Annotated in this window: 12 protein-coding genes; 5 read left to right on the top strand and 7 right to left on the bottom strand. The window is 55.9% G+C overall.

From position 1 onward, the window contains the following. Positions 1-21: 21 nt before the first annotated feature. Together acpP and LAO76_18245 are read right to left on the bottom strand one after the other, a co-directional pair. On the bottom strand, positions 22-270 hold the full coding sequence (acpP, locus tag LAO76_18250) for an acyl carrier protein (GenBank protein ID MBZ5492864.1): 249 nt from the start codon (positions 268-270) through the stop codon (positions 22-24). A gap of 70 nt (positions 271-340) precedes the next feature. Beyond that, the gene (locus tag LAO76_18245; protein ID MBZ5492863.1) at positions 341-1375 is read right to left on the bottom strand and encodes a methyltransferase domain-containing protein; all 1035 of its coding nucleotides are present in this window, start codon (positions 1373-1375) and stop codon (positions 341-343) included. Between the two features lie 3 nt (positions 1376-1378). Here LAO76_18245 and LAO76_18240 point away from each other — a divergent pair, with 3 nt between their 5' ends. After that, positions 1379-2107, top strand: a complete 729-nt coding sequence (locus LAO76_18240) for a VTT domain-containing protein (protein ID MBZ5492862.1) — start codon at positions 1379-1381, stop codon at positions 2105-2107. 167 nt (positions 2108-2274) lie between these two features. Here LAO76_18240 and LAO76_18235 read toward each other — a convergent pair whose 3' ends face one another. Both LAO76_18235 and LAO76_18230 read right to left on the bottom strand, forming a co-directional pair. Then, positions 2275-2817 carry a hypothetical protein gene (locus tag LAO76_18235; protein ID MBZ5492861.1) on the bottom strand — a complete coding sequence of 181 codons (543 nt, stop codon included), beginning with the start codon at positions 2815-2817 and terminating at the stop codon, positions 2275-2277. A 52-nt stretch (positions 2818-2869) separates the two neighbouring features. Continuing rightward, positions 2870-3949, bottom strand: a complete 1080-nt coding sequence (locus LAO76_18230; GenBank protein ID MBZ5492860.1) for a metal-dependent hydrolase — start codon at positions 3947-3949, stop codon at positions 2870-2872. Positions 3950-4168: 219 nt separating this feature from the next. On the opposite strand from LAO76_18230, the gene LAO76_18225 reads away from it, so the two are divergent. Then, complete coding sequence (locus LAO76_18225) at positions 4169-4804, top strand: PAS domain-containing protein (protein MBZ5492859.1); 636 nt, start codon at positions 4169-4171, stop codon at positions 4802-4804. 14 nt (positions 4805-4818) lie between these two features. On the opposite strand, the gene LAO76_18220 is transcribed toward LAO76_18225, so the two are convergent. After that, complete coding sequence (locus LAO76_18220) at positions 4819-5766, bottom strand: diacylglycerol kinase family lipid kinase (GenBank protein ID MBZ5492858.1); 948 nt, start codon at positions 5764-5766, stop codon at positions 4819-4821. 249 nt (positions 5767-6015) lie between these two features. Here LAO76_18220 and LAO76_18215 point away from each other — a divergent pair, with 249 nt between their 5' ends. The 3 genes from LAO76_18215 (at position 6016) to LAO76_18205 (ending at position 11180) form a co-directional block, all read left to right on the top strand. Then, positions 6016-7701 carry an AMP-binding protein gene (locus LAO76_18215; protein MBZ5492857.1) on the top strand — a complete coding sequence of 562 codons (1686 nt, stop codon included), beginning with the start codon at positions 6016-6018 and terminating at the stop codon, positions 7699-7701. Positions 7702-8122: 421 nt separating this feature from the next. Next, the gene (locus tag LAO76_18210; protein MBZ5492856.1) at positions 8123-8305 is read left to right on the top strand and encodes a DUF6229 family protein; all 183 of its coding nucleotides are present in this window, start codon (positions 8123-8125) and stop codon (positions 8303-8305) included. A 7-nt stretch (positions 8306-8312) separates the two neighbouring features. After that, positions 8313-11180 (top strand): type 2 lantipeptide synthetase LanM family protein, encoded by a 2868-nt coding sequence (locus LAO76_18205; protein ID MBZ5492855.1) that lies wholly within the window; start codon positions 8313-8315, stop codon positions 11178-11180. Positions 11181-11308: 128 nt separating this feature from the next. On the opposite strand, the gene LAO76_18200 is transcribed toward LAO76_18205, so the two are convergent. Both LAO76_18200 and LAO76_18195 read right to left on the bottom strand, forming a co-directional pair. Next, the gene (locus LAO76_18200; protein ID MBZ5492854.1) at positions 11309-12187 is read right to left on the bottom strand and encodes a PRC-barrel domain-containing protein; all 879 of its coding nucleotides are present in this window, start codon (positions 12185-12187) and stop codon (positions 11309-11311) included. A gap of 169 nt (positions 12188-12356) precedes the next feature. Beyond that, a complete protein-coding gene (locus LAO76_18195; protein ID MBZ5492853.1) occupies positions 12357-13004 on the bottom strand; it encodes a hypothetical protein in 648 nt (215 codons plus the stop codon). Positions 13005-13013: the final 9 nt, after the last annotated feature.

Below are 13013 nucleotides of genomic sequence, written 5' to 3'. Positions count from 1 at the left end.
TGCTGAAAATTTCCCGATCTGTTATTGCTTAACTGACTTCGCGTTCTTCTGGATGTAATCAACGGCGTTCTGGACAGTTACAATCTTTTCCGCATCTTCATCCGGAATCTCAATTCCAAAAGTTTCTTCCAGCGCCATGATCAATTCCACGCGGTCCAGCGAATCGGCGCCCAGGTCATCCACAAACGATGACGCCGCGGTCACGTCTCCTGCGTCAACGCCCAACTGGTCCACAATAATCTGTTTTACCTTGTCCTCGACTCCCGGCATAGAGGCTCTCCTGCGTACATGTCAAACCGGTTAGTGTAATTGCTCTAAAAATGCTGTGTAAAGGGCTGCCTCAAAAAGGTCTTCTCGCCACCACCAGGGACTGCGGCATCGGGTCCAGCGCAACCAGTCGCGGCGTTTCCAACCCGGCATTGCGGCACATCATGGCATACTCCGCCAGCGTGTAGGCATCTCCCTGCGGAGTATTGCCAAGCATCGACAGGCTAAACAGAGCGGGCACCGGGGGTGAAACACGATCATCGTTCGGCACAAACTCTAAGATTACCACCTGTCCGCCGGGGTTGAGGGCGTTATACGCCTTTTTCAGCATTTTTTCATTAGCGGCTGGGTCGAAATGATGCAGCAGGTTGGTGATCAGGATTGCGTCAAAGCCCGTGCCATAATCCACCTCAAAGGCGCTGCCCGGCAGCAGGTGGTATCGATCAGACAATCCCTGTTTTGCGGCATTTTCCCTGGCTACCTCAAGCACATTGGCCCAGTCCAGGGCGTAAATGTGGGCCTTGGGCAGCCGCTGGGCCACTGTTATGCCAAACAGGCCATGGCTGGCGGCAATGTCCAGAATCTTGGCTGAGGGCCGGGAGCTCAGCTCTCCTGCCAGCAAGACGGCGATCGCCTGCGCTGGCGGGACCATCAGCGGGGCCATGCCCCTGGCAAACTCTATCCAGATTGGGTCGTCCGGCGCCAGCGTGCTGTGCTCTTCCGGAGATCCCCCTTTTCGTACCGCTTTCCCCAAATGCTCAAAGCTCGCTAGTTGTGTTGGATGCAGCAGAAAATTAAACCCCAGTCCCAGATATGCGGGTGATCGACTGTCCAGAAAGAACGCCGTGTCAGGCGTCAGCGAATAACTGTTGCCGCTCTTGGTCAGGAACCCCATCACTACCATTGCATCGCTCAGAATGCGCACACCACGCTCAGACGCATTGCAACTTTTCGCGATCTCGGCTGCTGTGTGACTGCCTTTGGCAATCGCCGTAAACAGGTCAATATCCACGGCTGCCTTTAAGGCAAACGCGCGTTGGTATCCCTGTATTGTGCTGAATATCTGTACCGGATTGGGTGGTGTGCCGGGCTGCTGCTGTGCGGACATGAAATGTTTAAGACCTCCTTACCATTCTATCTGTTTGTGCAGCTTCCAGCAGTGCGGGAGGGGCTTTACAATACATGCTTGTCCGCTCCAAAGTTTTTCCTTAAATACACTGCATGGCTCGCCGCTCTCAAGACGCTTGGGGCGTGGGGCGTCTTTATCATCTCTATTCTCGACTCAGCGGCTTTCGGTGTTCCGATGGACCCTTTGGTTGCCGGATACGTTTACTCCAATCCGCATAAAGCCTGGCTGTATTGCCTTGCAGGATCAATAGGCTCAGCCCTGGGAAGCCTGGTCCCTTACGGCCTGGGACGCGCCGGTGGCGAGCTGTTTTTGCTCAAGCGCATCGACGAAGCCCGCCTCAAGCGCATTCGCGACCGTTTTGAGCGCCAGGAATTTCTGGCCCTGATGGTCCCGGCTATGCTCCCGCCACCGACGCCATTTAAGCTGCTGGTCTTTTCCGCCGGAGTATTTGAAATGAAGCCGGTCGCATTCCTGCTGGCCATCATCAGCGGCCGTCTGGTGCGCTTCGGCGTACTCTCTGTTCTGGTTGTGATCTTCGGGAAGGAAATCGTGAACGAGACAAAAAACCTGATCAAGAAGCACCCGTCATATCTGGTGCTGATCGGCATTGGATTGATTCTGGTTTGTTATCTCATCTACAGACTACTGCGCCAGCCGGCAAAAGAAATTGCCGAAGAAATAAAGTACGAGGAAGAAGCGGAAGCTGAATAGCTCCAATTCGCCCGTGAATTCTCGCGGACCAAGAAAAATACCGGCCACGGATGACTGAGATAAGACGGATTGAATCGATTCCGAAATCTGTGGAATCCGTGTTTACCGCTGGTGAGATTTTTTGAATCTGCGTTTATCTGCGCAAATCTGCGGCTAACAAGGTTTGCCTACGCTGCCGCGCTCTTGCTCACAACGCGTTCATGCTGGCCCTGCGCTACCAGCGCCCCGATACCAAAGAACACCAGCGAGAACAGCACGTCTGAGATCATGCCATTGCGGAAGAACGGAATCGCTTTGGTGTAGCACTCAATCAAACCGGCCAGGTTCTTGGCGTACGCGATGTTGCCAAACGCCCAAACAGCAAAGTTGCTGGTCAGGAAGAAGCCAACGCCCGTTCCAAGCCCCGCGCCAAGAACGTTCAACGGCTTGATGCGATCGCGCAGCAGCAATCCGATGAAGCAGGGAACCAGATACCAGCTCCACATCACAATCTGGTCCAGCGTGAGCGGCAATTGGTAAACGCGGAGGGTCAAATAGATATCGGAGCCTATGAAAAGCGCGGCGGGAATCCAGAAGTGCTTGCGCGGCATTCGTGATCCAAAAAACAGCAGTGAAGCGCCCACCAGGCTGAAGCCCAGGGTCGCGAACGCGCCGGTACCGGCCACTAAACGCAATAACACCGCAAGAACCACAAACAGATAAGCGAGCATACGCACCTCAGAAGTATTGTGACGGCTTGAAACTGTAAACGTCAAGCACCCGCTATTCCCGATTTGGAACTGTCTCCGGCGGTGTTCCCATAAACATCTCTTCCACCCTGAGCTGCGGGTCGAGCACCACATAGCCAGCCAGCGGCGGCCGCCGCTGATGCACGGCGCCTTCAGCGCTATCAAACCGCAGGTCTTCAAACTGCACCTGATATCGTTCGCCTTCCAGCTTCTCCACTGTCAAGTAAGGGTATTTCGCCCAATCAAGGTACACGCGACCCAGGCGCGACTTCTTGGCCGCCAGCGTTATCGGCGTCTCTTCCGGCTTGAAACGCACAACGGCTGTATTTTGTGGATCGACATCACCCGAGCCGGAATCCACGGGAACCATCTCCAGAAAATCCTGCGTCTCCACCATGCCGTTCCACGAAAAAGGATTGATAGGCTGGGGGAAGGCCGACGCGCGCAAAGGATCTTCACCACGATACGTCCGCGCATTCAGCGCATTTACCGCGCGCCGATGTTCGAAGTCGCGCACAAGGATCACCGCAGCCAGGCAGATCAGGGCAAAAATAGCTGCGCCGCGCCCGCGAAACTGCGGCTTGCGCGAGCCAATCTCCTCGGTGACCAGGGCCATCAGGCCGGGCAGCACCAGCGCAAGAACCATCGCGAGCAACATAATGGGATCGACGATAAAAACAATGTCCCACGAGTACCACTTTTCACTGAACGGCGCGAACGGACGCACGCCATAGTTGTTGGTGAAATCCTGGAATAAATGCACCAGCGATCCGAGTAGCGCATATGCGAACAGCAGCTTCCAATTCGGGGCCAGTTTAGGAAACGCGCTGCCTGAAATGCTTTCAACCACGATCTTCTGGCGCGAGCTTCTCCAGCGATAGAATCCATAAACAATCGCAACCACACCGGCTGCTATAAACGGAGCGCCAACCAGGCTGTGCGTAATGCCGCGATGGTGTTCCAGTCCCGCAATCGAGTCCTTGAAATAGAACACCGAATCAATGTCCGGGGCCTCAAAGGCCAGCACCAGCGTGAGTGTTGCCAATGCGGTTTTACGATTCAGTCCGGCGCGGCTCACACAAGCGCCGGTCAGCATGTGCGTGACAGGGTCCAAAGAAATACCTCAAAAAGCAAACTAGCATTCTAAACATGGTTCCGGTCTGCCCCTAACTCCAGACGCCAACAGCCTCTGGGGCTGCTTTTGTTGTTCCGCGATATGTTGTCTGATTGGTAAACAACATGGAATAATAAACATATTCTGGTCATGAACGTCGCCCAAAGATCGAATACGCGTCTGCTCTTATGCTCCCGCCATACGGATTCCGTGCTTGCCATGCAGAGTGAGGTATTCCGCGACTCCGGCTATAGCGTGGTTGCAGCCGCTGCAAAAGAGGAGATTCACGATCACATTGAAAACACGGATTTTGACGTAATCATTCTGAACCACACGCTGAGCTTTGCGGATCGCAAAGCCCTCGCCCGAAAAGCCAAGCAGAGCAATCCTAACAATGGCGTTCTGGTGCTGCACCATAGCGGCTCTCTCGGCAGTCCTTATGTCGATCTCGCGGTGGATTCCCGGGCCGGCGTAAAGCCCATGCTGGACACGCTGAAGCGCATTGAGGCCATGCGCCATGCCCGCACTCACCACGGTCCCGGCGCCGACGGAAAATATGTGGTGGTGGCAGATCTCAACCGCAACTATACCTTTGCCACCGATCCGGTCTGTGAACTGCTGGGCTATGATCGCGCCATGCTGCTGGAACTCCGCATTGATGACATTGTCGATGGCTCAACCCACGTGGCCGCTCCGCTCTTCCAGCAATTTGTGGCCGACGGAAAACAGACTGGAAGAATCACGCTCAAGCATCGCTCCGGCAGGAAGATCCAGGTGCGGTATTCCTCTGCGGTAAAACCAGACGGTTGCGTGGTGGCGCACTGGGAACCTCTGGAATCTTCAATGACCGCCTGATCTCAGGCTTCCAGTCATTTCATCAACAGCTTCACCGGCCTGCTTTCGATCGTCAACTCCGCCGGCAGCACGCCCAGCAACTCGCCATCGGCTTGGGAATGCACTGCGCGCATGCCCGGAATCGCCGTGCAGCGAAACCATTTGGTATGGATGGCGTCCACGCTTTCAACTTTCCAGTTGCGCCCAGTAGCCACGCTGGCAAAGTATGAGAGGAAGCGGCGGATTTTGTTGGTCCTGAACAGCAGCAGGCAAAAATCGTGGCGCAGAAGGCTTGTTCCCAGGTTCACCAGGCTCAGCAGTCCGGGAAACTTGCCCGCGCGGACGCACATCGCCAGCATGGCCGCGCCCTGCTGCCGATTGCCTTGCTCATCTTCCCACTCCACATGAAACATTGGATAACGGCGGCGCACGGCCATGCGCGCCATCTCCAGAAAATATGCGTTTCGTCCCCAGAATTCCTTCGCTTCAACTTCCGTGCGATACATCAACTCCGCATCCGCTCCCACGCCGGCAGCGACTAGAAAATATCTCTTCTCCGGCCCGTTTTCCCCTTGCGAACACACCACTCCAGGACGAAACTCACGCGGCTGATACGTGAGCAGTTTTTTTGCCGCTTCTACCGGGTCCGACGGCAATCCGAGATCTGACGCCAGCAGATTTCCGCTCCCCATCGGCACCAATCCGAGCGCTACATCGACACAATCGCGCGTCGAGCAAGCCCGCATGATGCCGTTGAGTACCTCATTGGCCGTGCCATCGCCTCCACAGGAGATTACCGTGTCAAAGCCTCTGGCGGCAGCTTCCTGCACCTGTTGGGTTGCGCTGCCGATGTGCGTTGTGGCGCACGTCTCAACTTCCACGCCCGCTGCCCGCAGAACTTCCTCCACGTGTGCGATGTCATGCTTGCGCTTCTTGCGCCTGCGTCCGGAAGCCGGGTTATAAATAAGGAAAACCTTGCGCACGGCTGGATTATAGTAGGCTCTGTGCCGGAGAAAGTTTGGAAAGCATGATGTCGCTCATGGAGAAGCTCGTTTTTTGAAACAGCTCGAGCGTGGCGAGATGGTCTGTACAGCTACTATGATCTACTAGGAGTATTTCGCGATAGGAATCTCGTTTCGGAGCAAGCTCAGAGCCGGAATTTCAGAAAAACCGGTGCTCCGGACAAAAAATCGTATCTATAGGGTTCCCTCGCCTCGCTCGGGATCAAAAAGATGACGACACAAGCCTTCCGCGCCGCCCGCGACTTCCTTCTAGCGCACCGCGACGATTACGCCACGGCCTACGCGGGATTCCAATGGCCAAAACTTGACCGTTTTAACTGGGCGTTGGATTGGTTTGACCAGATCGCCGCCGGAGACCGTCGCAACCAGACGGCTCTATGGGTGGCGTATGAAGACGGCCGCCAGGACAAGCTCACTTTCGTGGAACTCTCTGAGCGGTCCAATCGCTTCGCTAACTACTACCGCGGCCTGGGCGTGAAGCGTGGCGACCGAGTGTTGCTCATGCTTGGCAACATCCCTCCGCTGTGGGAGACGATGCTGGCCATGATGAAGCTGGGCGCGGTGATTATCCCAGCTACAACCCTGCTCACGGCGAATGATGTTTCTGACCGCATTGCGCGCGGCCATGTGCGTCATATTGTCTGCGCCGCCGAGCTTGCGCCAAAAATTGAATCTGCTTGCGGAAGATGCACCCGCATCGCCATCGGCGGAAAAGTGCCGGGGTGGCAGGAGTATGAACCAGGCTACGCATTGCCCGCCACGTTTCAGCCCGATGGCGAGACCCGCGCCAGCGATCCCTTGCAGCTCTATTTCACTTCCGGCACCACGGCCAAACCCAAGCTGGTCATGCACTCACACACCAGCTACCCGGTGGGCCATCTTTCCACCATGTATTGGATCGGCATCAAGCCTGGCGACATCCATTGCAATCTCTCTTCGCCGGGTTGGGCCAAGCACGCGTGGAGCTGCTTTTTTGCGCCCTGGAACGCCGAAGCCACAGTCTTTGTGATCAATCAATCCCGCTTCAGCGCGCGCGGCCTGCTGGACGCCATTACCGGCTGCGGCGTAAACACCTTTTGCGCGCCGCCCACCGTCTGGCGCATGCTGATCACGGAGAGCCTGAGCGACTGGAAGGTCCGTCTGCGTGAGCTGGCCAGTGCCGGTGAGCCGTTGAACCCCGAAGTCATCGAACAGGTGCGCACTGCGTGGGGACTGACGATCCGCGATGGCTACGGACAGACCGAGACAACTGCGCAGGTCGGCAATCCGCCGGGACAGAAGCTCAAAGTGGGAGCTATGGGCCGTCCGCTGCCCGGCTATCACGTGCGTCTGCTTGATCCCGATGAGAAAGACGCTGATGAAGGCGAGCTGTGCCTGCCGCTCGATCCTCCACCAGCAGCGCTGATGCCCGGCTACCAGGGTGACGATGGCAAGCTGATTCCGCTGGAAGGGCCGGTCTATCGCACCGGCGACGTGGTGCAGCGCGACGCCGAAGGCTATCTCACGTTTGTGGGCCGTGCAGACGATGTCTTTAAAGCGTCTGACTATCGCATCAGCCCTTTTGAAGTTGAGAGCGCGCTGATCGAGCATCCGGACGTAGTTGAATGCGCCGTGGTTCCCACGCCTGATCCGCTGCGCCACGCGCTGGTGAAAGCCTTCATCACGTTGCGCGCAGGATGCCAGCCGTCGCGCGAGACTGCGCTTTCCATCTTCCAGCACAGCCGCAAAGCTCTTGCGCCGTATAAGCGCGTGCGGCGGCTTGAGTTTGTTGATCTGCCGAAGACAATTTCCGGCAAGATCCGGCGCGTGCAGTTGCGGACGGCGGAAGAGGAGCGAGTGCACAGCGAGCAGCGTCACGAGGAATTTCGCGAGGAAGATTTTCCGGAGCTGAAGTAATTCAAAACCTTTCGCCCCAAAGGAACACGAAAGAACACAGAGCAAGATTCCAAAAATCTGATTGCTGAAATCAACACAAGCCACCATTCGGGTAGACTCACTGCCGAAAGAGCAGATTAAATGCCTGTCGTAGTACTCCGATAAGATATTTCAAATTATTTCTGCTTCGGCCTGCTTCTATTTTCCAAACAAATCGAATACGCAATCGCGAATATTAAAGAGCTCTTAACGCCGCGAAATGCTCCTTCTTTTCGTCTAAATACAAAATCGGCAAGCGTTCTTCTTCTCGAAAACCTTAAAAACGATGCTGTCATGTTTCTTTCATTTGCCAATGCGCGATCATAGGTCGCGGTCCCGCTTGAAGCAAAAATGGGACTTAACCATGTACAACGTTTAGATAGAACGAAAGGAAGAAAATAGTATGAATAACACACTATATGGTACGGAGTTAGTTGAGCATTGGCGTAATGGCGGCGGACAGAATAATCCTGCAGGTCCGCTCTTTGCTGCCGGGGAGTTTGCACAAGCAGATATCGTGAATGCAATGGGCAAGAACACCAGCTGTTGTCTTTGCACTGGCTCACACACGATACAGTGCTGCTAAATTGGCCATGGCATCGCGTTACTTTGATGCGTCACTGGGTTGCCTGCTTTCGCCCGCTTTGGACGAGTTGGCAACCCGGCTTTCTTCTGTTGCGGGCTTGAGCGAGCGAGAGCGCAATGTAATCGCGGACGCAGCCCGGGAATCGCTTTATACGGTCCTTCACAATAAACTCAGCCGATTGCTCGTTCTTGAACTCAATGCCGCGCGGGAGATGGGGCACTTAAGCGGCGAGAGTCCGGAACAGCGTTGGCAGCAATTCATTGAGCTTTCAGCCCGGAAGTTATTCTGGGACGACTTAGCCAGCCATTACCCCTCATTATGGCGAGTAGGAGCGCTCGCTCGAAAGCGATGCGCCGCGACGTTGCGCTTTGCGAAACGTTGGGCTGCGGACCGGCATCGATTGAAAAGGCTGTGTACTGGTGAAACACAAGAATTGAGCGAACTCAGCTTTGGCGCTGGTGACAGCCATTGTGGCGGGGCGACCGTGGCAATTGCCAGCGGCTCAGGCTGGCGTGTGGTCTACAAACCGCGCTTGTTGGCAATCGATAATGCATTGCGCAACTTTATCGTGGGGCTTGCAGACGATCATGGCAGTGCTTTGAGTGTCCGCGTTCCTGCGGTCATCGACTGTGGCGATTACGGGTGGTCTGAATTTGTGACTCACCGCTTCGCGGGAGGGAACGATGAGCTGATTGGTTTTTATCGAGGCATTGGCCACTTACTGGCATTGATGCGGTTGCTCCGCGGCAGTGACCTGCACGCTGAAAATGTGATTGCCCAGGCCGGAAGCCCGGTGGTAATAGACTGCGAAACTCTCTTCACGCCCAAAATTCCGCCGCCGCCATCTGGTTACGGAGAAGCTTATGACCGAGCTAGCGAACTAATAGCTCGAACGGTCATCGCCATAGGCTTATTGCCACGCCGCGCCATCAATTTTGGCTGGCGTGGCGCTGATGTTTCCGCGGTAGGCATGCTTCCCGGTCAGCAGCCCATGCAGCAACAGCAGGGAATCCTTAATGCGGGTTCGGACAAAGCTTACGTCGGCCCAGTCCTTGTGGAGGCGTCGGTATCGCAGAACCATCCCAGCGCGGAACCGGCACTCGCCAAATACTGGCCGGAAGTATTGCGCGGATTTGATGAGTTAACCGCCACCCTGCAACGCCTTGACGCAGCCGGCGTCTTGCAGCCGCGTCTGCGGGCGTTTGAGGATTGCCGTGTTCGCGTGGTGCTGCGTGCAACAGAGGTCTATGCCGAGATCGGTCGTATGCTGTGGCATCCCGTGTCATTGCATGATCCCGGACCAGCGCGGCAGCAAGCGTTCGGCCTGTTGCAGAAAATGGCGGAGAATGTCTCCATGTCGCCGAGTGACCCAGCGGTTATCAACGCTGAGATTGATGATTTGCTGGAGGGCGATATTCCATATTTTTCCACCGTGGCGAGTGATGGTCGCTTGCACGGGCCGGGTGATACAACCTGGCTTCCACCATGCAATCTGCTTGAGGCCGCCCTGGCAGACTGGCGCACTGCAGATTTTGCTTTTGAACACAAAGCCATCCAGTCCTCGCTGGTAAGCGCCTACCTCAATGATGGATCGCCAGCTCAGGGAACATCAGTAATGCGAACGCGTGGACGCGGGGGTGATCTGGAAGGGCGCCGCCGCCGACAAACTGAGCAAATTATCCGATCGATAATGACAAATGCGATTCATGCCGACGACGGCAGCGTGGCCTGGATTGCGCCGGTGCTTACGGCAACTGGCTGGTCCATGGAACCTCTGGGGCAGGACCTCTACAACGGAATCTCCGGTCTGGCGTTGTTGTTTGGCGCTTATCTGCGTGAAGTGGCGGCCGGACGCGCCGATCATATCGCAGATCTGGACAGGTTGTTTGCCGCGGCGCTGCATACCTTGCACCTGGCTGAAGCCAAGCGGGAACGTGCGGCCCAGGAAGGTTGGAAGGTGAGGCCCGAACCGCCCGGCGCATATCTTGGAATTGGCTCGCAAATCTGGACCTACATTGTGCTGGCGCAATGGGAGTTGGATGGCAGCGATGGTTTAGAGCGCGCCGGGAAACTGGCACAGCAAGTTCCTGTAGCCGCTGCAATGGACGATGCCCATGACCTTCTCTCAGGGTGCGCGGGCGCAATTGTTCCCTTGCTGGCGCTTGCAGGCAAAACGGGAGATAAGAGTTACGTCGGCATTGCTTCGAAGCTTGGTGATCTGTTGCAGGAACGTTCTAAACACCGGAACGAACACGCTTACTGGCCTTATGGCAATCTGCCGGAAGGAGTAGGCGGCTTTGCCCACGGAGTTACCGGAATCGGCTGGGCGTTGACTCACCTTGCACGCGCAACTGGCAATACTCAATATGAGCAACTGGCGCACAAGGCATTCGCATACCAGGACGCTCTCTTTGACGAGCAGGAACAGAACTGGCGTGACCTGCGCAAGCTCGGAGGCGATACGTCCATAGCAGCATGGTGCCATGGCGCGGTCGGAATTGGCCTGGCACATCTAAATCTGGATTCGACGCTCACTCGGGAATCCACACGGAAATTCGTACGTCGGGCAGCAGCAGCAACCTGGCGGATGGGGATGGGCTGGAATCATTGCGCGTGCCATGGCGATCTTGGCGCCTGGGAATTGCTGAATCATGCGATCGCCGCCGGAGAGGCGCCGAAGGAGCTAAGCGCCTCATACCTGCTTGACGTAATCCTGACCAGTCTTGAGCAAGATGGACCCTCCTGCGGCATGGGCCGAACTGCGTTTACACCCGGCCTGTTACCTGGACTGGGAGGAATTGCCTACCAACTGATGCGCGCTCATCCTGAGCATGATGTGCCTTCGATCCTGACGCCGGGCGGAAAAGTGCTCTGAGTAGCAACGCTGGGACTCGGATCAATCATGGTGCATGGGCAAATTGAGCGCCTGAAAAAGATGAGGGAGCCTTTTGTTGCAATCCCAACAACAACACATTGCTCCCTCGCCTCGCTAGGGATGGGAAACTATGCCGCTTTGTCCTGTGACGCGCAATCGGGGCAGTCCACTACAATCTTGTCCCGCCGTGAACGCAGATTCTGCTGGAACTCATTCCATCGTCGGCCACGATCAAGATTAGCGAGCCGTTCCGTTGGACCAGCGCCCTGTTCGGTTTCCACGATCGGATCGACTTTATAAACGCCGGGCTCACCGATAGTTTCTGAGCGGACACCTTCCAGGCGGCTGCCAGGCTCTTCCCGTTGAAATTCAATCTCGCCGCCCATGGGGTTCATCACTTCGCGCGGTTCACGATCGCGCCGCATCATCTCAACGTCTTCTCTTCCGCCAATAGAAGGCTTCTTTGGCCGCAGCGTCGTTTTGTTCACTCCGGAAGCTACGCCGAGCAGGTCATCTTCCTTGCCTACTTTCTCCTGTTTCAGATCCAGCCTTCTGCCGGAAGCGGGCGCGCTGCCGCCAACCGCGGGACTTACAACTTCTTCAGGCGGCGGTGTTATCAACCGGCCAGTGTTCTTGTTGTACATAACGGCGCCATCGTTCCAGCGCTTCTCATAGTCCTTTTCATACGTGGGCCAGTCGCCCTGCGCCTTCATGGTGTCTTCATTGAATTCAGGCAACATCTCCAGGCGCTCTTTGTCCAGTTCGGCGTAAAACTTGTCGTCATGGTTTCCATAGGGTTCAACGCGGTTGGCCGGAACCATGACTTTCTTGCGGGAAAGCATGCCTCCGGTCTTAAGCACGATGTAGCGAATGTCTCCGCTGGAATGGTCGAAAATCACGTCGTCGATGGTTCCCAGCTTCTCGTCGTTCACGCCGTAAACGTCCGCTCCACGCAGATCGTCAACGTCTTCCATTTTGTGATCACGAAGAATGCCGTAATGAGGCATAGCTGCTCCTTTTTGAATGTGTCTTTTATTTGAGATGCGGAGGCGCAATCTGGTGAGGCTTGAAAATCGGGAGCTGCGGGGCGGCAGCGCTGCTTTTTTTACTTGCGATGGACAGCAGCAGAACGCGTGCGAACAAGTTTGCGCGAATTGAATTTATCTTTGATTTTTCTTACGATCCCGGCGACGGAGCAACTCTGAACGAATACAGATATTTTTGTTTGTCGGCCAGAGTGATGGAAACGGTAATGATTGCCTCCGCGGGCGCGCTCTTGGCAACCTGCACCATGAAAGCGCCATGCTCGCTCACGATTGTGGCCGGGCCGGCGAAGATGGTTGCCGTTGAGTTCTGCGTGTTGAAGCGCGGATCTAGAAAGTGAATGGGCACCGCACTTCCTGCCCTGCCCTGGGGCAAGGCGGCGATGAAGAAGTGTTTGAAGTCGCATCCGAGGCGCGCGTGCGAAGAAAGCGCGGGCGCTTTTACCGCGCCCCTGCTCAGAATCCGCTCCAGCAGCTCAATGTCATGCGCGTTGATTGAGCCGTTGTCATCCAGATCGGCGGCTGCCAGGCAGGAGATGCCTGCTGTGCCCGGATGCCCAACGTAAGCCCGCAGCAGCTTGGCGTCTTCCTGATCGACCGTTCCATCTTCATTCAGGTCACCTAAGATAAAGAGCGGAACCACGCCCGTTTCAAAGTTGCTGATGGCCTCGCGTTTTTTTTCATAGTCCGGCGGAAGCTTTTTCTGCTGCGCATACATTTCTGCAAAGAACAGCGCGGTGGCGCACAGCAGTGAAACAGCGGCTTTGTGGTTGATCGGCATGGTTATCTT

This window comes from Terriglobia bacterium (assembly GCA_020072645.1).
In the GTDB taxonomy this organism is placed as follows: domain Bacteria; phylum Acidobacteriota; class Terriglobia; order Terriglobales; family Acidobacteriaceae; genus Angelobacter.
The sequence above is the reverse complement of the archived record's forward strand: the minus strand, read 5'-3'. Positions and strand labels throughout refer to the sequence as shown.